Annotated in this window: 18 protein-coding genes; 17 read left to right on the forward strand and 1 reads right to left on the reverse strand. The window is 43.5% G+C overall.

Annotated elements, in window-relative coordinates:
- Positions 1 to 450 precede the first annotated feature (450 nt).
- From MoGM_RS12795 to MoGM_RS08570, 15 genes are all read left to right on the forward strand, one after another.
- Positions 451 to 1,266 carry a hypothetical protein gene (locus MoGM_RS12795; RefSeq protein WP_146078694.1) on the forward strand — a complete coding sequence of 272 codons (816 nt, stop codon included), beginning with the start codon at positions 451 to 453 and terminating at the stop codon, positions 1,264 to 1,266.
- Entirely contained in the window at positions 1,263 to 2,384 is a 1,122-nt protein-coding gene (locus MoGM_RS08505; RefSeq protein WP_104369649.1) for a polysaccharide pyruvyl transferase family protein, read from the forward strand. Before MoGM_RS12795 ends, MoGM_RS08505 begins: the two co-directional genes overlap by 4 nt.
- The gene (locus MoGM_RS08510) at positions 2,384 to 3,328 is read left to right on the forward strand and encodes a glycosyltransferase (RefSeq protein ID WP_104369650.1); all 945 of its coding nucleotides are present in this window, start codon (positions 2,384 to 2,386) and stop codon (positions 3,326 to 3,328) included. The genes MoGM_RS08505 and MoGM_RS08510 overlap by 1 nt, the downstream gene beginning before the upstream one ends.
- A 56-nt stretch (positions 3,329 to 3,384) precedes the next feature.
- Positions 3,385 to 4,737 (forward strand): calcineurin-like phosphoesterase C-terminal domain-containing protein, encoded by a 1,353-nt coding sequence (locus MoGM_RS08515; RefSeq protein WP_371410521.1) that lies wholly within the window; start codon positions 3,385 to 3,387, stop codon positions 4,735 to 4,737.
- Positions 4,738 to 4,756: 19 nt separating this feature from the next.
- Complete coding sequence (locus MoGM_RS08520) at positions 4,757 to 6,103, forward strand: Gfo/Idh/MocA family oxidoreductase (protein ID WP_104369652.1); 1,347 nt, start codon at positions 4,757 to 4,759, stop codon at positions 6,101 to 6,103.
- 25 nt (positions 6,104 to 6,128) lie between these two features.
- The gene (locus MoGM_RS08525) at positions 6,129 to 6,953 is read left to right on the forward strand and encodes a phosphorylcholine transferase LicD (protein ID WP_158249586.1); all 825 of its coding nucleotides are present in this window, start codon (positions 6,129 to 6,131) and stop codon (positions 6,951 to 6,953) included.
- A 5-nt stretch (positions 6,954 to 6,958) separates the two neighbouring features.
- Positions 6,959 to 7,693, forward strand: a complete 735-nt coding sequence (locus MoGM_RS08530; protein WP_104369654.1) for an SDR family oxidoreductase — start codon at positions 6,959 to 6,961, stop codon at positions 7,691 to 7,693.
- A 20-nt stretch (positions 7,694 to 7,713) separates the two neighbouring features.
- Positions 7,714 to 8,898 carry a CDP-glycerol glycerophosphotransferase family protein gene (locus MoGM_RS08535; RefSeq protein ID WP_104369655.1) on the forward strand — a complete coding sequence of 395 codons (1,185 nt, stop codon included), beginning with the start codon at positions 7,714 to 7,716 and terminating at the stop codon, positions 8,896 to 8,898.
- Between the two features lie 60 nt (positions 8,899 to 8,958).
- The gene (locus MoGM_RS08540) at positions 8,959 to 9,927 is read left to right on the forward strand and encodes an acyltransferase (protein ID WP_104369656.1); all 969 of its coding nucleotides are present in this window, start codon (positions 8,959 to 8,961) and stop codon (positions 9,925 to 9,927) included.
- Positions 9,928 to 9,930: 3 nt separating this feature from the next.
- Positions 9,931 to 10,689, forward strand: coding sequence for a WecB/TagA/CpsF family glycosyltransferase (locus tag MoGM_RS08545; RefSeq protein ID WP_104369657.1), 759 nt, complete (start codon positions 9,931 to 9,933; stop codon positions 10,687 to 10,689).
- A gap of 329 nt (positions 10,690 to 11,018) precedes the next feature.
- Positions 11,019 to 12,170: a nucleotidyltransferase family protein gene (locus tag MoGM_RS08550; protein WP_104369658.1), complete on the forward strand. Its 1,152-nt coding sequence runs from the start codon at positions 11,019 to 11,021 to the stop codon at positions 12,168 to 12,170.
- Positions 12,171 to 12,301: 131 nt separating this feature from the next.
- Positions 12,302 to 14,584, forward strand: a complete 2,283-nt coding sequence (locus tag MoGM_RS08555; protein ID WP_104369659.1) for a DEAD/DEAH box helicase — start codon at positions 12,302 to 12,304, stop codon at positions 14,582 to 14,584.
- Between the two features lie 359 nt (positions 14,585 to 14,943).
- Entirely contained in the window at positions 14,944 to 15,408 is a 465-nt protein-coding gene (locus MoGM_RS08560) for a peroxiredoxin (protein ID WP_104369660.1), read from the forward strand.
- A 118-nt stretch (positions 15,409 to 15,526) separates the two neighbouring features.
- Positions 15,527 to 16,285, forward strand: a complete 759-nt coding sequence (locus tag MoGM_RS08565; protein ID WP_104369661.1) for a ZIP family metal transporter — start codon at positions 15,527 to 15,529, stop codon at positions 16,283 to 16,285.
- 69 nt (positions 16,286 to 16,354) lie between these two features.
- Entirely contained in the window at positions 16,355 to 16,747 is a 393-nt protein-coding gene (locus tag MoGM_RS08570) for a C-GCAxxG-C-C family protein (RefSeq protein WP_104369662.1), read from the forward strand.
- Between the two features lie 79 nt (positions 16,748 to 16,826).
- On the opposite strand, the gene MoGM_RS08575 is transcribed toward MoGM_RS08570, so the two are convergent.
- Complete coding sequence (locus tag MoGM_RS08575; protein ID WP_104369663.1) at positions 16,827 to 17,843, reverse strand: hypothetical protein; 1,017 nt, start codon at positions 17,841 to 17,843, stop codon at positions 16,827 to 16,829.
- Positions 17,844 to 18,865: 1,022 nt separating this feature from the next.
- Here MoGM_RS08575 and MoGM_RS08590 point away from each other — a divergent pair.
- Both MoGM_RS08590 and MoGM_RS08595 read left to right on the forward strand, forming a co-directional pair.
- On the forward strand, positions 18,866 to 19,735 hold the full coding sequence (locus MoGM_RS08590) for an electron transfer flavoprotein subunit beta/FixA family protein (RefSeq protein ID WP_104369666.1): 870 nt from the start codon (positions 18,866 to 18,868) through the stop codon (positions 19,733 to 19,735).
- Between the two features lie 24 nt (positions 19,736 to 19,759).
- Positions 19,760 to 20,782: an electron transfer flavoprotein subunit alpha/FixB family protein gene (locus MoGM_RS08595; protein ID WP_104369707.1), complete on the forward strand. Its 1,023-nt coding sequence runs from the start codon at positions 19,760 to 19,762 to the stop codon at positions 20,780 to 20,782.
- Positions 20,783 to 20,849: the final 67 nt, after the last annotated feature.

A 20,849-nucleotide genomic window follows, 5' to 3' on the forward strand; every position in this document is an offset into this window, starting at 1 on the left:
TTTTATATGTACAACAATAAGTATCCGGTTAAACTACATTTACTTCCATTTCTGACAGTATTGGCTTCAGTCTGCTTTTTCAAGCCGTTTGTTTTTCCAACGTTTTTATTTCTGTCGGGCAGTTCTTTGATATTATTCATTATCATAATGATGTTTGGCATGAATCGTTCAGGTTATAGGTTGGGAGATATGCCATACAAGAATTTGTTCATACTATATGCGATTTTCCTGATTATAAATACGTTCTCATGCCATTATTTTAGAGAGCAGTCCGTTTGGCTTTCATTTAAATGTGTAGCGCCTTTCTTCCTCGTGTTTATAATGCCGACTTTTAAATCTTGGAAATTAAGCAACGAGAGTTGGGAGAAAATCCTTCTGACTTTGTTTGCCATTTATATTATATGTAATTACCTGCAATACATATTTATAGATACCCAATTGTTTTACCTGATGAAAGAATTTGAACGCATGGAAACAGAAAAACGCGCAGTTCTATTTGGCGAGGGTATACTTTCATTAGGAGCGTTGATGTGCCTCAACCGATATTTGCTGAATAAGCAAAAGAAATATCTGATTGTCTATATCGCCGCTTTTTTCCTTATTTTCCTGCACGGTTTCAGAATGGTGCTTTTAGGATTTGGAATAGCCTCCTTGTGTCAGACGTATGCAATTATCAAGTTCTCACGTAAATGGTTCGCCTATCTTGGCATTGCTCTTATTACCACAGTTGTTTTGTACCAGATGCCTGCCGTACAAGAAAAAATTAAAGAGATAGAGACACGTAGCGAGAGTTCTTCCATAACAGATGAGAATTACGCACGGTACAAAAGTTGGTATTATTTTAATAATGCCTATTTTAAAAATGATGTTGAAAGATTCTTAGGGTCCGGACAGACTATTATTTACAGTAGGGGGCGACAGCAAGATGAGTCAGGTCTTAGTTATTTATCAAAGTACAGTAAAGAAAGGAGTGAGCTCGTGTATCACTACTATATCTGGTCAGTAGACTGGGGACTTATCGGTCTGTCTTGGGACTGTGGTATTCCTTTTACTATTGTTTTCATCTTGATACTGTTTTCCATGTTCAGGCAGAAAGTGAGAACCGAACATCGTTATATAAATTTCTGGGCTTTGATGCTTATGTTAATTGGAGTGACAGGAGCACTAAGCTATACGGAAAATATATTCATCTACTATGCCGTCCTGTTAACTATCATTGACAGGGACATTACCGACAGGAAGCGATCATTAATAGCGAAACAATGAGAATAGGGGTTTTGACACTGCCACCACATACAAATTATGGTGGAATTTTGCAGGCATACGCCTTGCAGACCGTACTTGAAAGGATGGGACATGAAGTCTGGATTATATATTCCCCCCGCTCACATGCTTTGCCTTTATTTAGAATCCCGTTTGCGTATTCAAAACGAATATTCAAAAAATATGTATTGGGAAAGAAAATAGCTATTAATCAAGAACGGATAAACAGGCAGAACAAACTTATGTTGCAAACTTATACCCGTTCATTTGTTAATGAATATCTTCACCTTAAACACTATCCTTGTCTCGAACATGTAAAAGAGAATGACTTTGATGCCATTGTTGTGGGAAGTGACCAGATTTGGCGCTCCAGATATATAAAAGAACTCATCACAGACAAGGTCGAGAATGCCTTTCTATATTTTACCAATGGGTGGAATATAAAGCGATTTGCCTATGCCGCCTCATTCGGTATCGATAGTTGGGAATATACAAGGAGGCAGACTTGTAAATGTAAGAAAGGAATAAGTCTGTTTAATGCAATCAGTGTACGTGAGTTGTCCGGGGAAGCTTTATGTCGTGAGAAACTTAATGTTGAAGCACAGATTGTATTGGATCCGACATTACTGCTGTCAAAGAATGATTATATCAATCTGATAAAAGACTCGAGCTATAAAATTGATGGAGAGATAATGTCTTATGTACTTGATGAGAATGAAAATATTCACAATATAACGGATTTGTTATCAAGAAAGACTGGGTGGCATTATTTCAGAAGTAATAAACAGGTAAATGATAAGTCTATTCCTGTACAAGAACGGATACAGCCTCCCGTAGAGAATTTTTTGGTCGGATTCAGAGACGCTCGATTTGTGATTACAGATAGTTTTCATGCTTGTGTGTTTTCTATTATTTTCAATAAGCCGTTTTTAGTGATAGGGAATGTTGAGCGTGGAATGTCAAGGTTCTTTTCTTTATTGAAGGTATTCGGATTGGAAAAACGTTTAGTACAGGATACAGAGAATTTCAGGTTGGATGATTGGTGCTTTGAAAATCCCAATGTGGATTTGCGTAAGTTCAGAGAATCCTCTGTTTTGTTTCTTGAAAAATCATTAGCTTAATGACATATCCCCAAATAAGTATTATTGTCCCTGTTTATAATGCAGGCCGTTTTCTCGATAAATGTGTAACAAGCATATTGTCTCAGTCATTCAGGGACTTTGAGTTGTTGCTCGTAGATGATGGCAGTAAAGATGATTCCGGAGTATTGTGTGACCTATATGCCCAAAAAGATGCGAGGGTAAAAGTTTTTCATAAGGAAAATGGAGGAGTTAGTTCTGCACGCAATTTAGGACTTGATAATGCAAAAGGAGAATGGATCGCATTTGTAGACAGTGATGATACTTTATATTCGGATGCGCTGCAAACATTTATGAAATTTGTGAGAACGGATATAGATTGCGTTACAGCCGGGTATGTAAAGGTCGACAAAAATGATAAGATAATAGATAGCCAAGATATTAAGGTAACAGAAATAGTCTCATACGAAACAATGCTATATCGTTTCTATGTTAGAAAATATAATCTTTTTGATGGATATTTGTGGAATAGAATTTATCGTTCGTCTGTAATAAAACTTAATCATATAAGATTTAGGGAAGATATATATTTCAAAGAAGATGGATTGTTTGTTGTTGAATTCTTTTGTGCAAGTAAACGATTGTCTGTCATTACTACAATTCCCATATATAGGTATTTAGTGAATGAAGAAGGTGCTATGGAAACTTTAAAAAAAGCGTTTAATCAAAAATATCTCACAGATTTGGATGCGGCTATTTTATGCCTGAAAACCTTGCGCAGAACTGTAAATGATAGAGATTTGATTTGTGTTGCAAAAGAATACACTTGTGTTATATATTGTAGAGTAGCAAAGCATCTATGTACATATCAGGCATATAATTGGAAAGGGCAGATAGGCTTAATGGTAAAAGTTTTAAGTGTATTATCTTTTCCTTTTTGGATATCCCAAATAGGTCAACTTATATTAAAGAAACTCATCAAATAATGTTTTCTCATTTTAAATATTATTTTTGTGTAATATTTGCATTTTGGATATCGACAATAACTTTATCTAAAACTATATATGGTAATGTCTCCTGTATGTCCAATGGTTTGAATAGTGTTATTGTCTCTGACGGATATATGTGTACGCAAACAGATAAAGATGGAAATTACAGTATAGAGGTAAACGATAGCGCATATTGTGTTTTTATTGTTACTCCATCCGGATATATAGCGGAAGAGAAAGACGGGCATCCCCAATTTTATAAAAACATCAAATCAGATGGTTTTGATTTCAAATTAAAGAAATGGAAACAAGCGGATAAGAAATATCAATTATTGGCGATTGCAGATCCTCAACCTAAAGGAGATTTGGCTTTTAAAAGATTTAAGGACGAGGCCTTACCGGATATACGAAAATCAATGTCAACCAATAGGCCGGCTTTTGCCTTGTTTTTAGGAGATTTGCTTTGGGACAATCTGGATGAATACGAACGTTTGAAAAAGCTTCTGGCACAAATGGGAATGCCATATTATACGGTGATTGGTAACCATGATCATGATGCAAACATTGCTGATGACAATTTAAGCACTTCTACCTATCAGAAACATTTTGGACCGACTAATTATGCCTTTAATGTAGGAAAAGACTATTTTATCGTATTGGATAATATCATATATGGCGGTAACAAGAAATATACCTGTGGTTTTTCCACACAAACATTGAATTGGTTAAGTGGTTATTTGAAATACCTGCCTAAAGGAGCACATCTGTTTATAGCAATGCATGCTCCCGCTCATTATTATCAAAGCAATTATAAACTGCGTAATGCAGATAGGTTTATGGAGTTGTTGGAAGATTTTCAGGTAGACATTCTTAGCGGACATATGCATATACAGTCAAACTTTCTTATAAAACCCAATATAAGAGAATATAATATTGCTTCAATCGGAGGAGCATGGTGGTTATGGGACTGTAAATTGTGTAAAGACGGGACTCCTTATGGTTATCAAATTTTTGAGTCATCCGATAAAGGATTATTTCATTTTTACCATTCGGTTGGCAAGCCTGACACATTCCAATTCAAAATACTACCGTCTGGTTCGATAAAAAAATATGAGGATAAGTTATGTATTAAGGTATGGAACTGGGATGAGCGTTGGAAAGTAGAGTGGATCGAAGATGGCGTTCTTAAAGGTGAAATGCATCCGTTTAAGGCGACGGATCCTGAATACGGTTCATATCTGAATAAGAAATATGCGCAAGGCAAACATAAAGTTGATAAATTCAGACAGCCGGTCAATAATGTATATTTCTTCTTTTACGCACCGGTTACCAAAGGTACAAAACAGGTGGAGATAATGGTGACAGACGCTTACGGCCGGAAATACAGACAACACATAAATCTATAAATAAGAACTCATATTCCAAATGAAAAAGGTTATAACTTACGGGACATACGATCTTTTGCACCAGGGGCATATCAATCTATTGCATAGAGCGAAAGAATTGGGAGATTTTCTTATAGTGGGAGTCACCAATGACAATTTCGATCGTGAGCGTGGAAAACTCAATGTACGGAATAATGTATTGGAGCGTGTCGAGTCTGTAAAAGCTACCGGATTGGCAGATAAGGTAATCATCGAAGACTATATAGGGCAAAAGATTGACGATATACAAAAATACGGAGTTGATATCTTTGCTATCGGTAGTGACTGGAAAGGAAAATTCGATTACCTGAATGAGTTTTGCCAAGTTGTGTATCTTCCGCGTACTGAGGGGATTAGTTCAACCATGCTAAGGGCAGAGTCGCAAGAGACGGTAAGGATGGGTATTGTCGGAGTAGGACGGATTGCCCCACGTTTTGTTTCTGAGTCTTCGAATGTAAGCGGAATACATATAACATCTGTCTATGATATCGACTTTGCGAAAGCGGCATCTTTCGTTGTGGAACATAAGATATCGGATGTTTATCGGGAATATGGCAAAATGCTGGATAATATTGACGCTGTATATATAGCAACTCCCCACCTGACTCATTACCCGTTGATCAAACAGGCATTACTTTCCAATAAGCATGTTCTTTGTGAGACCCCGATGGTACTTGACGGTGATGAGGCACGTGAGTTATACGCATTGGCAGAGAAACAGGGAGTGGTTCTGATGGAGGCCAATAAAACCGCCCATTGTCCGGCGTTCAACCACTTGATGGTCATGATAAAAAGTGGGATAATCGGAGACGTCGTAGATGTGGAGGCGTCGCTTTCCAAGGTCTGGAACGATAAGTCTTTAAGGGAGTTCGATCACAAACAGGCCGGTGGCTCGCTGTTTGAATTGGGAAGCTATCCGCTATTGCCCATCGTGAAACTGATGGGATGTAATTATGAGAACCTGAACATCTACTCACGCATGGAGAATGGGGTTGATATTTATACCAAAGGGGTTTTCCGATTTCCAAATGCAGTATGTTCATTCAAAGTCGGTCTTGGCGTAAAGACAGAAGGCAATCTTGTAATATCGGGAACAAAAGGATATGCGTATGTGCACAGTCCTTGGTGGAAAACAGATTTTTTCGAGATCCGGTATGAGAATCAGAATGATAACAAGAAATTCTTTTATAAATGGGATGGAGCGGGACTCAGGTATGAAATCCAGGAGTTCATATCATGCGTGATAAACCATCGTTTTTCGTCAGCGCATTTACGACGGAGAGAAAGTGTTTTCATGGCCGAAGTCATGCAGCGGTTCAATGAGCGCAAGAACTTTATGGAGATATGAATTCGAACAAGTACAAAAGATGGATATGAAATTATTGAGTTTAAAAGAAATCCAGTCTGTCAGCCTTGAAATACTGAGAGACGTTCATGATTTCTGTGACAAGAATAATATAAAGTACACACTTCAAGGCGGAACGCTTTTGGGAGCCATCCGTCATAAGGGATTTATTCCTTGGGATGACGACCTTGATATCGCCATGCCACGTCCTGACTATGACAGATTTATAAAGACCTATAAATCACCCCATGGATTTAAGGTCTTTTCAAGAGAACAGCAAAAAGGTGGGAATGTATATATCGCGTATGCAAGAGTTTGCGACATGGACAGGACATTTGTCGACACGGCAACCATCCCATGGAATGATTGTCCTACCGGGCTGTGGATAGATGTCTTCCCTCTTGACGGAGCAGAAGATGACAGGAATAGTGTCGTTAAAAGAATAAGGAAAATGAATTTCTATTGGCTGGCAAGTCGTTATTTCAGAAGAAGCAAAGCCGGTTTTTCCAATGAGACAAGTATTGCTGGCAAGTTGAAGTTAGGGATTATTAAAATGTTTGCTTTCTTTTTGAACGAAAATATTATAGATACTCACATAGGTATGTGCAAGCAATGTGACTACCGAGATGCTGGTAAATACTGTAATTTCTCTTTAATTGAATATGGTATCAGGGAATACCACAGTAAATCAGTATTGGAAAAAGTCATATCGGTTCCTTTTGAGAACCATAATTTTTATATCATGGCGGGTTACGACGAGGCTCTTAAAGAAAAATATGGGGAATACATGAGACTTCCTCCTGTCGAGGAGCGTGTACAAAAGCATGGTTATAACACTGTTTACTGGAAATAATATATATGAAAAGGATTTTAGTCGTGGGCGGTGCGAACGGTATTGGCCTGAGCATAGCGGTAGAGCTGGCAGCCCGTAAAGAATGCGAGAAAGTATACATCGTTGATAAAGAACGGTTGGCAGATGAATATAATAGCCCGAAGATTGAAAGTCTCCAATTTGACTTGACATCATCCGATTATGGCTTTTTTGATAGATTTACTGACATAGACAGCCTTGTTATAACGGCAGGATTTGGAAAACTCTCTTTATTTAAAAATATAGAGGAGCAGCATATAATTGACAGTTTTCAGGTGAATACTATTTCTGTATTAAGGCTTATAAAACGTTTTTATGACAAATTGGAATCCTCAAAGGATTTCTATTGTGGAGTGATGGTAAGTATTTCCGGTTTTATGTCGTCTCCGTTTTTTTCTGTCTATGGAGCGACAAAGGCCGCTTTAAAAATATTTATAGAGAGTGTCAATGTCGAATTGGAGAAAGCCGGTACAGGAAACAGAATACTTAATGTAAGTCCCGGTTCATTGAAAGGTACCAGCTTTACGAAAGGAAAGACAGATTTAAGCCTTACGGCTCCGATGGCTAATGAGATTATCAGGCACATAGAACGAAAGGAAGACTTGTTTATCCCTCAATACGATGAAATTTTCAAAAAAGTTCTTGAACGATATCATAATGATTTTCGTGAGGAAGGCCGGCATTCTTATGAATATAAATTGTCAAGTGGTAGAATTAATTAAATCTAAATAGTTTTCTTTTAATGAATAGAAGGAAATGGGCATTGCCCATAAATATTATAATCTTTAATTTATCCAGGCTTATACCTTTCCGTAATAAGCGTTTATGGATTTATGGAGCCCGCGAGGGTGATAAATATGATGATAATTCTAAGTACATGTTTGAATACATGAATGAAAAGTATTCAGACGAAATCAGGTCTGTTTGGTTTACAGATAATGACGATACGTTTAATTTACTATGTGATAAAGGTTATGAGGTATATTTTAACAGCTCATGGAAAGGAAAGCTAATTCAAATGAGAGCGGGTGTCGCATTATATTGTCATGGGCTTATGGATTTTGGCAGTATTCCTTTGGTTGGAGGAACGGAGCTTGTCGCATTATGGCATGGATTAGGATTTAAAAGAATTTATAATGGTAAGTATTCAGGAATTAAATTAGGACTGAAGAAATTTTTAGATCGTTTTTTCTCATGGACTTATAGAACATTAACACCTGTAACATCTGAATATGCGAAAGAATGGAGTAATAGGATGTTTACGTTACGATATAACGAAATTAAAATAACGGGGCAACCACGTAATGATGCGTTTAAAAGCCTTTCGAGAAAGAATATATTAAATTCAATAAATATATCTACACACAAAAATGTAATCATTTATATGCCTACATATAGGATGGCATCATTAGGAAAAAATGCTATTAAAAATATTGTGGTAGATTTGTACAATAATAAATCCTTAGATAGAATATTGACAAGAACCAACTCTGTTTTTTTGGTAAAACTGCATCCATTAACTCCCCATATAGAGTTGCCTGTTAGAGAAAATTTTATCATATTTGATTATGCTGCGGTTGAGTCGAATCATGAATTAATGGGTGTTTGTGATATGCTTGTTACAGATTATTCAAGTTGTTTTGTAGACTATGCATTATTAAACAGACCAATTATCTTTTATACACCTGATGAGAAAGATTTTTTGACTAATTCAGAAAAAATGGAAAGAGATTTCTTTACTATTAGTGCACTTAATAAAGCTGTTACACCAGAAGAGCTTGCTGGTAAAATAGAAAATCCATCTTTGGATGTTGTAAAGGTCACTAATGATTTTTTTGAAGATCAATCAATAAAAGGGACATGTTATTCCGAAAATGTATATCGTGTTATTTCCAATAAAATAGGATTGAACAAATATACGAAATAATTTGAGGAAATAAGGAAAAGATTATAATAAAGAATGGTTATCGTATAAAACAATTTTAATATGACAAAACAGCTTGACATAGTGAATTTCCTTCGTGGATTTTCTATTACAACTATCGTGATAATGCACCTGTTACAGGGATTTGATTTATCCGATTTAATGATGAAAGCAACATCTTTTGGTGGTGCAGGCGCACATGTATTCATTCTTTGTTCCGGGTTTGGGCTGTATTTGTCATATCTTCATAAGCCGTCAGGATATAAAGAATTCTTGAAGCGTAGGTTCGGACGTATTTATTGGCCAATGGCTATTATTTGTATTCTCACCGCATTTTGGATGACATTTCAAGGCAAGGATGTTATGATGCCATTGCTTGGTAATCTGTTACTATTTAAGATGTTTGTGCCTGAGCTTGAGAATTCTATGGGTTGCCAAATGTGGTTTGTATCCACAATCATTCAGTTTTATATGGCATGGCCGTTGATAATCAGGCTGGTACGAATTCGGGGGGGGTATTGTAAGGCTCTTATTATCAGCTTGTTATGGTCTTCTCTTATTGGGATTATGGGTTATGCTGACGAGCGGGTTTGGAATAGTTTCTTCTTACAATATTTGTGGGAGTTTTGTCTCGGCATGAAGTTGGCGGAAGTGTATGTCAATCGCGGTGCGGATTTAAGTATTCCTAAATACAAGTATTTGTTGCTTGCATGTATTGTGGGAATGGCTGCAACCGGTGTCATGGGATGGATGGGATTTCCGTGGAAATTATACAATGACATTCCGTCATTGTTCGGCTATTGCTCATTTGCGCTGATAATATATAAATTAGGTATAAATTGGCTCAACAGTTTTTGGTGTTATACAAACAGGCTCTCATACGAATGGTACTTGGTGCATATCCTTGTTTTTCAGATAGTCATGTTTTTATTAAAGAGCATGATCCCTACCATAATTTTAATCATCATCTGCCTTACGATGTCATATTTTGTGGCGATGGGGTATGCCCGACTATGGAATAAGAAAAAATAAAAAATGGAACGAATTAAGATTCTTAATGCTGAGATACAGAACATAACCTCTTCCGAACTGCTTATGTCGTTAGAGCGCGGTGTACTTATAACACCGAATGTAGATCAATTGATAAAATTACAGAACGACAGAGCCTTTTACGATATAATCAAAAAAGCCGATTGGGTGGTTTGTGACAGCAAAATACTCTATCTCTTCTCCAAGATGTTGAAGCGTCCGTTGAGAGAGGCAATTCCTGGCAGCGGTTTCTTTCCTGATTTCTACATGTATCATAAGGATGATGAGAATTGCCGGATATTTCTGCTCGGGGCAATGGACGGTGTTGCCGTGAAGGCGATGGAGAATATAAATCGTAAGGCAGGCAGTGAGATTGTCGTAGGAGCATATTCTCCTACATACGGTTTCGAGAAGAAACAGGAAGAGAATGAAGCTATCCATAAGATGATAAATGATAGCGGAGCCAACGTCGTGTTGGTAGGTGTAGGATGTCCCAAGCAGGAGAAGTGGATTTTCGACCATAAGGACAATATGCCGAATGTCGACATTTGGATGGCTCTTGGCGCTACAATTGATTTTGAGGCAGGTAATGTTAAACGTGCTCCCATGATATTTCAGAAATTGGCTATGGAGTGGTTTTATCGTTTTCTTATGGAACCGAAAAGGATGTTCCGGCGTTATTTTGTTGACGATGTAAGGTTCTTTTGGTATTTCGGTAAGCAGTTACTCGGACTTTATAAAAATCCGTTTGAGGAAACTGTATAAAAGATTTAAGATTAGCAGGGGGATACTGATAAGTAATGTGAGTATCCATACAATGGCATTGATTGAAAGAAGTAAATATCCTTTGAGACGGTTCATGATGGCAAAGGTACATTTTTTTGATGAAAGACACGAAAAACAACTGTTTTACTTTGTGATATTGAAGTGACAGCGCCATTTATGGTAAAGGTAATAAGGATAGTTCCGTATCATTGATATTGTCGGATGTCAATTTATTTTATCGGTATCATTACGTATGGAGATACTATGTGGTGTGGTAAAAATCATGATATATAGTACGTCTGATGCCAAAAATATCCTATCGGTGAAGTATGCCGGACAGTCGTTTCTTTGATTTTTTACAATTGGCGGTGGGTCAAACCGCCATCTTCCCGTACTCCCTTATAGAGGAAGATTGGCAAAATCTGTTTGATCTGTGTAGAAAGCATGCTTTAATCGGTATAGGCTTTTGTGCCGTTGAGAGACTGCATGGCCTCGGGGTTGAGTGTCCTTATGCGTTAAAGATTCGGTGGATGTCGCTTGTGATACAGATCGAGCGAAAGAACGGATACATGAATGCCGCTTGCGGGAAAGTATCTGCGAGATTTGTCAGGGACGGTTTTGATTGCTGTGTGCTGAAAGGTCAAGGTAATCTGTTGAATTATCCTAAGTGTTTGGCATGCAGGAGGCAGGCCGGTGATATTGATTTATGGGTAATGCCACATTGCGGTCGTAATATCGTAAAACCGGTAATATCCTATGTACGTAAGTGTTCGAAGCAATACCAAAGGGCAGTCTGGCATCATATAGACATGGCTTTTCCGGATATGGATATTGATTTGGAGATACATTATCGGCCGGGTTATCTTAGGTCTTTTATCCGTGACATGCGTATGCGGCGTTGGTTCCGTAAAAGAGCGGATGAGTGTATGGGTAATAATACATCGTTGGGATTTGCCGTTCCTACTTATTCTGTGAATGTTGTGTATCAAATGTCACATGTCTTCTCACATGTTTTTGAAGAGGGGGTAGGCCTGCGGCAACTCGTGGACTATTACTTCGTCTTGCTGTCATGGGATAATGCGCGCAAGGAGAAATGTATGCTTCGTGGTGCCGGTGATGAGAACACAGACTGCCGCATTCTCCAGGCAGATGAAATAATGCGTGTTGTAAGCAGCTTCGGCATGGCCAAATTCGCCGCTGCGGTGATGTATGTATTGCAACAAGTGTTTGCCATGCCCGACGACCGGCTGTTATGTGCTCCCGACGAGAAGCGGGGCAAGCATTTGCTTGACGAAATAATGCTGGCCGGAAATTTCGGACAATACGACCGTCGTGATGAGAAAATGAGATATGGCGGAACTTTCTCGCACGGAATGTGGAAGTTGAAACGGGTAATGCGGTTGTTGGAATACTATCCTGAAGAAGCTTTGTGTGAGCCGTTTTTCCGTGTGTGGCATTGGGGCTGGCGGTGTTTCCATTGACGGTATCGGCGCTTTCGCCGGAGGTATATAAAAGAATTTTGTTGATATATCCGGTCGTCAACTTTTGATGACAAATGGGCGGCATGTAGCCTTTGTCTTAAATCATATATAATTTCCCAAATACGATTGGTATGGCGGTTCCTGTTCGTCTGCACGACTATCAGAAAGATATTAAATCGCGTCTTTTTGAGGCGTGGCGTGTTCATCGCAGCGTGATGATGCAGATGCCGACAGGCACGGGCAAGACGCATGTGCTGGCTGCCGTTGTGCGTGATTTTATCACAGCCGGTAATGGTACGGTATGGATTATAGCCCATCGCCGCGAGTTGGTGGCGCAAGCCGAGGAGACCATTGCGCGCTATGGGATAGATAAGACCGACGGCCGTGTTAGGGTGTTGGCAATCCAGTGGCTATCACGGCATTGGGATGATGAGATTTCACGGCCGTCGCTGGTTGTCATTGACGAGGCGCATCATGCGCGGGCGAAAACCTATCGTGTGCTTTGGGACAGATGCCCCGGAGCTAAGTTCCTCGGTCTTACGGCCACTCCATGCCGCATGAGCCGCAACGGATTTACCGACCTGTTCGATACCTTAATCACGTCGTGGAGCATCGCCGGGTTTATAGAGAAAGGCTTCCTGTCTTCTTTCGATTACATATCCATACGTCAGGACAGTAGCGAACAGCTGTTGATTGACAGTCTGGAGAAACGCGGTGCCGACGGCGATTATCAGATAAAGGAGATGAACGATGTTCTCAACAGGCGTCCGAGTATAGAACGGCTTTATGCAAGCATACGGAAATTCGCCGCCAATAAGAAAGGCATAGTCTATGCCATAAGCATCGGCCATGCAAGGGCGATAGCCGGGTATTACGGCATGCAAGGGGTGAATGCCGTGGCTATTGACAGCAAGACACCGATGGCCGTGCGTAAGCGGTTGGTTGAGGCTTTCAAGGCGGGTGAGATACAGGTCCTTGTGAATGTGGATGTGTTCAGCGAGGGATTCGACTGTCCTGATGTCGAGTTCGTTCAGATGGCTCGTCCCACGCTGTCTTTATCCAAATATTTGCAGCAGGCGGGACGTGGACTGCGGAAATCGGAAGGCAAGAGCGCTTGCACTCTTATAGACAATGTCGGCCTTTACCGTGTGTTCGGTCTTCCTACCGTGTCATGGGATTGGGAGTCGATGTTCCGCGGATATGAGACCGGCAGGGGGTACCGTGCAGGCCGTATTCAGGGCGAGGCGCGTTCTGTCGTTTCTTCATCGGAAATCACTGTGCGTGACAGCGATATGGAGGTGGTTGTGTCTCACGATAATCTCCTTTCCGCTCTTTCGAAACAGAAAATATCGCAACCTCAACCTATGCACGCTTCGGTTAAAACCGAATTAAAGGCATGGAAGGATGGGGGCACCGGTCTTTGGGGGCTTAGGCGGGGGCGCCGACATATTACCGGGGCACAGTATATCACGGTGTTCGATATTCGTAATGATATGGCGGCTGTCAGGTTTGCGGATAACAGTTGCGGATTGATAGACGACAGCGGCGGGACAATCTGGAAGAGGAGACATTGTAAAGCGATGAAATTCGGCAGAAATCATTTTCTTACCGTTACATCCTCTACCGGACATGCTTCTTATCTGGATCTGCACAGCTTGCGGACGTATGACTGTAAGCCTGAGATTAAGCGCTTTGGAGATATCGAACTGTTGAAGTCCGGCAACGTTTATTACAGCCGGACAAGGGTGGTATATACAAACAACAGTAATATGACCGCGGATTGCATCTTCAATTGTAAGTCTTATATCGTGATTTTCGATTATCATGCCCATGCTCCTTTCTTCGGAGAAGCAACGGATATGCGTGACAGTACATCCGGATATGTCTGCATTCTCCGTGATGATTACGATAGTTTCTATCATATTTATAAACGACTTGCTGACAGAAGCCTCATAGTATATGATGGCGACAAGCGGTTTTACCATGTCGCGGAGGGATGTGGGAAAAGGTATATAGGCTGTCGCTCTACGGATTCCGATGCGGCCGATGTCGAAAATGAGATAGACCTGCTGGACCGGGACGCTTCGAGGCAATACTTGGTGTCTCGGGCGGAGGCGGAGCGGAAGAGGCAGTTGATGCTTGATGATTTCAGGAACGCCATGCCGTTCAAGGCCGGGCGGAAATGGGGACTGAAAAAAGGAGACCGCGTCACCATACCTCCGATATACAGAAACGTGATGCCTCCGGTCGGCAAATATTGTGCCGTTGAGAAAAATTACAGCCAGTGGGGAGTGTTTGCCGTTGACGGTACGGTGTTGGTAGAGCCTCTGTATCCTAATGTGGAGATTGGCGAGCACGGTGTGGTTACGGTCACAAAGGTTACCGGAAACAAGGAATACATGAAGTTGCCGTGACGTATTGCCGACAGCGTCGCATGGTCTCCTGTGCGGCTTGCAGTCAGAATAGCCGGTATGCAGGAACTTCTTTTTTAGATTAAAAAAACGGGACATGTATGTTGAATCAACTGCATGTCCCGTTTTTTTGTATAGGCATTTGTGTCTTGCATATAGTTTAAAGACTTTCGGACGGTTTGTGTGTTTGTTATTTTCATATCAATATCCATTTAAACCGCGGCGTCCTTCGCTATTTTTTCGTAAATGCGGCTAATAATAGTAAAAAAATATCCGATGAATATACATAAATAAGTAACTTTGTCTGCCGTAGGTAAAAAACGGAAAATAACTATAAACCGAATATAAAATAAATTACGATTATGACAGTAGGAGACAGAATTCCCGATGTTCTCGGCACAGACCAGAACGGTAATGAGATAAAGAGCGGCGACTATCGCGGTCGCAAACTGGTGCTTTACAGCTATCCGCGCGCCAATACTTCAGGATGCACGGCTGAGGCCTGTTCGTTGCAGGCTCACAAGTCTGAACTTGAGGCGGCCGGCTATGCTGTTGTAGGTGTGAGCAAAGACAAGCAGGCGGCGCAGAAAAAGTTTGCCGACGCACACGGTCTCGATTTCCCGTTGATTGCCGACACAGAGACCACGTTGCAGCAGGCTCTCGGTTGCTGGGGCGAGAAGGTGGCCTGCGGGCGCCGTACCATAGGTACGCTTCGCACCACATATCTGGTTAACGAGGATGGTGTCATCGAAAAGATATTCACTCCAAAAGAGATAAAGACCAAGATACACGCCGAGCAGATACTCGACTATATCAACGGTAAGTAAGGCCCATGTCGGGTTGCCGTGGCGTGATGGCATTTAAAAGTGCTTGCGGTGTGGTATCGTAATGCCTGTATCGTGGATACAGGCGGCTTGTAGACAACATTAAAATAAGGATAACGGGATGACACAAGTATGGATAAGTGCCGCCGGACTGTGCGGCGCGTCGATTTTCGGAGCCATATTGGGCTTCTTGTTCAAGGAGTTGCCCCGCAAGTGGAATGACACCGTGCTGGGCTATTGCGCAGGCGTGATGCTTGCCGCCTCCACGCTCGGGCTGATAGTGCCTGCGTTCGATATGTGCGGTGCGGGCAGTTGCTGGGTGGTGGTTGCCGGTGTCATGGGCGGGGCGTTGTTTCTCAATGTGCTTGACCTTGTGACCCCTCACATGCACCATATCACGGGGCTTTCGCCCGAGGAGCATACCAGCAACAAGCGGCTTAAAAACATATTGCTCTTCGTCATGGCCATTGCCATACACAAACTGCCCGAGGGTATAGCGGCCGGAGTGAGTCTCAGCGATATGTCAGACGGCACGTCGTGGACAGTATCGTTTGGAATTGCTTTGCAGAACGTACCCGAAGGCATGGTCATCATAGCCCCGTTGCTCGTGGCCGGTGTTACCCGGTTGCGCACTTTCGCCATATCCGTTGCCATCGGTCTGCTCGAAGTGGCGGGTGTTTGGCTCGGGTTTGCTCTCGGCAGCGTGTCTGAGGTTTTTCTTCCGGTCATGCTCGGTTTTGCGGGTGGTGCCATGCTGTATGTCACTTCCGACGAGATGATACCGGAGGTACACGCCAACGGTTGCCAGAAGCAGGCCACATACGCTTTGCTTCTCGGTTTCATGACTATGATTGTGCTTGAAAAGATTTTCGATTTATAATCTCTTTAACGTTATGGTGACAGTTTTTTCCGGGCGGCATGTTACCGGGAATTTTTTAATAAAAGACAGATGAAAACAAAGATAGGACAGGCCGTGGAGCGAAAGGCTTCCGGCAAGTACAATTGTGCGCAGGCCGTGGCCTGCACTTACTGTGGGGAGGCCGGCATTGATGAGGTTGTCATGCGGGATGTCACAAACGCTTTCGGCGTTGGTATGGGCAATATGGAAGGCACTTGCGGCGCTATTGTGGGTGCGGGTGTGGTTCTGGGGTTGAGATATGGCGATCGTGCGAAGTCGATGAAAGCCATGAAGCGGATTATGAACAGGTTTCAGCACCGTAACGGCTCTACCGTCTGCAAGATGTTGAAAGGAACGGAAAACAAGTGCGTGCTCCGTGAATGCAATGACTGCGTGGCTGATGCCGCTGAGTTTTTGGAGGAGGCTCTCGAAGCGAGTGAGTGAACGGCCGCAGGCCTGATGCCGGTGTGATAGACGGATCCGACGCCTTTATGGCGGTATGCCGCCATGATGTCGGCCGGTGTCAGAACGGTATGGAATAACCTATGCCTGCGTCAATACATTTTTCCGTTTCGCATCCCGATAAGTGCCTCAGGCCGTATTCGGCCTTTATAGTCAGGTTGCTTATCGGCGATATGTTTATTCCGAATGTCCATTTTGCCATATCCGGTTCGGCGGTGTGGGCTGTCCTGTCGTGGCGCACAAACGGTATTGCCGATATCCGTTCCGCTGTCATCAGGCTGCCGATGTCGTAACCTATTTCCGCTCCAAACGAGCGTCCGCCGTCAGCACTTCGGTATATAAGCGACCCGTCGGCCGTGATGCCGTTGTTTTCGTAGTCGGCAGACAGGGCGCAATAGAATGTCGTGCCGTTCTGCCGGTCGAAACAGTCGGCAAAGGCGTGTATCATGCCGTGGTGCGGTTTTCCAGCAAATCCTCCGATGCCTATGCGCAAACCGTCGGCCGGCCGTAAGTCAGCCGTGACGGCCGAACCTAACATTGTGGTGTTGCTCAACGTGAAGTCGGAGTATGCCAGCAGGGCCACCGACCATGACACGTTCTTATACTGTCCGTGTAGAGCCGCTCCAGCCTCATGCCATGTCATGGGCATTATCCTTGATTCGCTTTCCGGATCGTATATGGTCAGCGCCGGACCGCCGGCGTTCGTTATTCCTATTGGAATGTCCACTATTCCGAACTTGATGTTCAGCGCGTCGCTCCATCGCTTATTGACATACAGTTTGTTGGACGAGAAATTGTCTTTCAGGTCGTTGCACCATTCTCCGTCTTCATGGATGCGCTCGTATTCCAGTTCAACCTCAATGCTCCACCCGCGGCCAAACTCAGCCGTGGCCGCACCCACGATGTGCGGAAAGTCCCATATCGTGCGTTCGTTTCCGTAGTATCTGTGGCCGTGGTTCACCTCGGTATATATTTCTCCCGATAACCTTTTGCTGTCTGTGATGTCTTGTCCGGCCGCTGTTGTCGCGACGGCCATGTTAATGACGCAACTTGCAATGATGGTTTCTATTCTTTTCATCTGTAACTGTCGAAATCTTGTTTGGGCATGCAAAGATACGGAATTTATTTATATTTCCGTTTTATCCGGGTTTGTGGTATGTCTGTCCAAGGGCATGTGGCAGTTTGTGGATGTGTTGTGCTTTGTAAATAAAATATCATGCGTGTTTGTGTGCGGCAGGATGGCCGGCCGTGTGATTATTGCCGGCCTTGCGGTGGTGAAAACTTTGAATTATGATACGTTTCGGGGCGGTTTGCCGTCTTTTATGCGTTTGTTCGTTCGCTTTGTCGCAACGGGATACCCGTTGGGTTCCATTTAGCCGCTAAACGGAATGCGTTTAGCGGCTAAATGCAATGCGTTTAGTATCCCGTCGCATTGTAACGGGTATCCTAATGCAGACGCAAAAAAGGCTTCCGATGTTGTTTTCGGAAGCCTTTTTGCGAGTTCGTGGTATCAGGATGTGCCGGTGTGTGCCGGCTGTGTATGCAAACATCACATGCGGATGGTTTGCATTGCGGATGTCGCCACCGCATATTGGTATTTATCCGGTATGTATAATGCCGGGAAATACTATACATACCATATAGTGAAGCCTTGTTTTTCGATGCGAATTTGATGATGGTTGCGGCATGTTGAAGTCCCGGATGTCAAAAAGTGATGTTTCGAGACGTCTTTTTTTCTTGTGCTGTGAGTGGATTGTAGTATGGGTATTGTATGTTGTTTTGTAAAATATTATCATGGTATTTGTGCTCTGTTATGGTTTTGTCTTTCACAAAGTTATGTTTTAAACCGCCATGTCGCAAGCGTTACCGCGATACACTTTACTATACATCAGTCGATATTTTACGGCATATAAACTCTTTGTCGTACCGGCGTTTGTATCTTTTTGTATGCACATTAAATCAGGAAATGCGCAATTTTAATGCTTTTTTCTTTGTCATGAGCGAGAAAAAGATTACTTTTGCATATATTACTATGGTGTGCCCCGCCGCCCTGTGGTGACGGGGCACATTCTGACTGACTAACAATACAATATAATTTTTATGAGTTTGAAAATCGTAGTACTTGCAAAGCAAGTTCCTGACACACGAAATGTGGGCAAGGATGCGATGACAGCCGAAGGCACGGTCAATCGCGCTGCGCTGCCCGCAATCTTTAACCCCGAAGATCTGAACGCTCTCGAACAGGCGCTGCGCCTCAAAGAGCAAAATCCCGGCTCTACGGTCGGAATACTGACTATGGGCCCGCCCCGCGCTGCCGAAATCATACGGCAGGGGCTTTATCGAGGCGCCGACACCGGATGGCTGCTTACCGACCGCCTGTTTGCCGGAGCGGATACGCTGGCCACATCGTATGCGCTGGCCACGGCGATAAAGAAAATCGGTGATGTGGACGTGGTTATCGGAGGCCGTCAGGCCATCGACGGAGACACGGCCCAGGTGGGTCCCCAGGTGGCCCAGAAGCTCGGTCTCAACCAGGTGACATACGCCGAGGAGATATTGAAATGCGAAGACGGCAAGCTGACTATCCGCCGGCAGATAGACGGAGGAGTGGAGACAGTGGAGACACCGATGCCCGTAGTGGTGACGGTGAACGGAAGCGCGGCTCCATGCCGCCCGTGCAACGCCAAGCTTGTGATGAAATTCAAGCGCGCCACGGCTCCGATGGAACGTACCGACGACATGCCTTACAAGGAACTGTATGCCGAGCGTCCGTATCTGACGCTCAACCAGTGGTCGGTGGCCGATGTGGACGGCGATCCGCAGCAGTGCGGACTGAGCGGTTCGCCCACTAAGGTGAAGGCCGTGAAGAACATCGTGTTCCAGGCCAAGGAGTGCAAGACCCTCACGGGAGGCGACGCAGACATCGAGTGCATGATAAAAGAACTGCTCGACGAGAAGATTATCGGATAATTACGAATAATGACAGACGAAATTATGAATAACGTTTTTGTTTATATAGAAATAGAAGGCATTGAGGTGCAGGAAGTCTCTCAGGAGCTGCTCACCAAAGGCCGCAAGCTGGCTGACGAACTGGGTGTGGAGCTGCATGCCGTCGTTGCCGGAACAGGAATCAAGGGAGCTGTTGAGGAACAGATACTGCCGTATGGCGTGGACAAACTCTTTGTCTTCGACGCCGAGGGGCTGTTCCCGTACACATCCGCCCCGCATACTGATATTCTCGTAAACCTTTTCAAGGAGGAGAACCCGCAGATATGCCTCATGGGCGCCACGGTGATAGGCCGTGATCTCGGGCCACGCGTGTCGTCGTCGCTTACCAGCGGACTGACGGCCGACTGCACAGAGCTTGAAATAGGCTCGTATGAAGACAAGAAGAGCGGCAGGACATTCGAGAACCTGCTCTACCAGATACGTCCGGCGTTCGGTGGAAATATCGTTGCTACCATCGTGAATCCCGAGCACCGTCCGCAGATGGCAACTGTGCGCAGCGGCGTGATGCAGAAAGCCGTATATGAGGGCGACTGCCGCAAGGAAGTTGTATATCCCGAGGTCGGCAAATATGTATCGCCGGAAGCTTTCGTCGTGAAAGTTCTCGACCGCCACGTGGAGGCGGCCAAGCACAATCTCAAAGGTGCTCCCATCGTGGTGGCCGGCGGTTATGGCGTTGGCAGCAAGGAAGGGTTCGACCTTCTCTTCAAGCTTGCCAAGGAACTGCATGGTGAGGTCGGCGCGAGCCGCGCCGCGGTGGATGCCGGTTGGGCGGATCATGACCGCCAGATAGGGCAGACCGGTGTCACCGTTCACCCGAAAGTGTACATCGCCTGCGGTATCAGCGGACAGATACAGCATATCGCCGGCATGCAGGACTCTGGCATCATCATCTCTGTGAACAGCGATCCGGAGGCACCAATCAACAAAATCGCCGACTATGTGATCACCGGTACGGTGGAAGAGGTGGTGCCGAAGCTGATAAAGTATTACAAGGCGAATAACAAGTGATTGTAGAACAGGAGTTGAGAATAAGAAACTTAGGAAGTTAAAGAAGTTAGGGGAAGTCAAGGAAGTT

The organism is Prevotella sp. MGM1, from assembly GCF_002933775.1.
Lineage (GTDB): Bacteria > Bacteroidota > Bacteroidia > Bacteroidales > Bacteroidaceae > Prevotella.

What these genes read in the sequence shown, in the direction of transcription:
- MoGM_RS08525 (WP_158249586.1), top strand. Translation starts at nt 6,129, where the DNA reads ATGAAATTATTGAGTTTAAAAGAAATCCAGTCTGTCAGCCTTGAAATA.
- MoGM_RS08505 (WP_104369649.1), top strand. Translation starts at nt 1,263, where the DNA reads ATGAGAATAGGGGTTTTGACACTGCCACCACATACAAATTATGGTGGA.
- MoGM_RS08540 (WP_104369656.1), top strand. Translation starts at nt 8,959, where the DNA reads ATGACAAAACAGCTTGACATAGTGAATTTCCTTCGTGGATTTTCTATT.
- MoGM_RS08595 (WP_104369707.1), top strand. Translation starts at nt 19,760, where the DNA reads ATGAATAACGTTTTTGTTTATATAGAAATAGAAGGCATTGAGGTGCAG.
- MoGM_RS08575 (WP_104369663.1), bottom strand. Translation starts at nt 17,843, where the DNA reads ATGAAAAGAATAGAAACCATCATTGCAAGTTGCGTCATTAACATGGCC.
- MoGM_RS12795 (WP_146078694.1), top strand. Translation starts at nt 451, where the DNA reads ATGAAAGAATTTGAACGCATGGAAACAGAAAAACGCGCAGTTCTATTT.
- MoGM_RS08570 (WP_104369662.1), top strand. Translation starts at nt 16,355, where the DNA reads ATGAAAACAAAGATAGGACAGGCCGTGGAGCGAAAGGCTTCCGGCAAG.
- MoGM_RS08545 (WP_104369657.1), top strand. Translation starts at nt 9,931, where the DNA reads ATGGAACGAATTAAGATTCTTAATGCTGAGATACAGAACATAACCTCT.
- MoGM_RS08520 (WP_104369652.1), top strand. Translation starts at nt 4,757, where the DNA reads ATGAAAAAGGTTATAACTTACGGGACATACGATCTTTTGCACCAGGGG.
- MoGM_RS08530 (WP_104369654.1), top strand. Translation starts at nt 6,959, where the DNA reads ATGAAAAGGATTTTAGTCGTGGGCGGTGCGAACGGTATTGGCCTGAGC.
- MoGM_RS08550 (WP_104369658.1), top strand. Translation starts at nt 11,019, where the DNA reads ATGCCGGACAGTCGTTTCTTTGATTTTTTACAATTGGCGGTGGGTCAA.
- MoGM_RS08555 (WP_104369659.1), top strand. Translation starts at nt 12,302, where the DNA reads ATGGCGGTTCCTGTTCGTCTGCACGACTATCAGAAAGATATTAAATCG.
- MoGM_RS08565 (WP_104369661.1), top strand. Translation starts at nt 15,527, where the DNA reads ATGACACAAGTATGGATAAGTGCCGCCGGACTGTGCGGCGCGTCGATT.
- MoGM_RS08510 (WP_104369650.1), top strand. Translation starts at nt 2,384, where the DNA reads ATGACATATCCCCAAATAAGTATTATTGTCCCTGTTTATAATGCAGGC.
- MoGM_RS08590 (WP_104369666.1), top strand. Translation starts at nt 18,866, where the DNA reads ATGAGTTTGAAAATCGTAGTACTTGCAAAGCAAGTTCCTGACACACGA.
- MoGM_RS08535 (WP_104369655.1), top strand. Translation starts at nt 7,714, where the DNA reads ATGAATAGAAGGAAATGGGCATTGCCCATAAATATTATAATCTTTAAT.
- MoGM_RS08560 (WP_104369660.1), top strand. Translation starts at nt 14,944, where the DNA reads ATGACAGTAGGAGACAGAATTCCCGATGTTCTCGGCACAGACCAGAAC.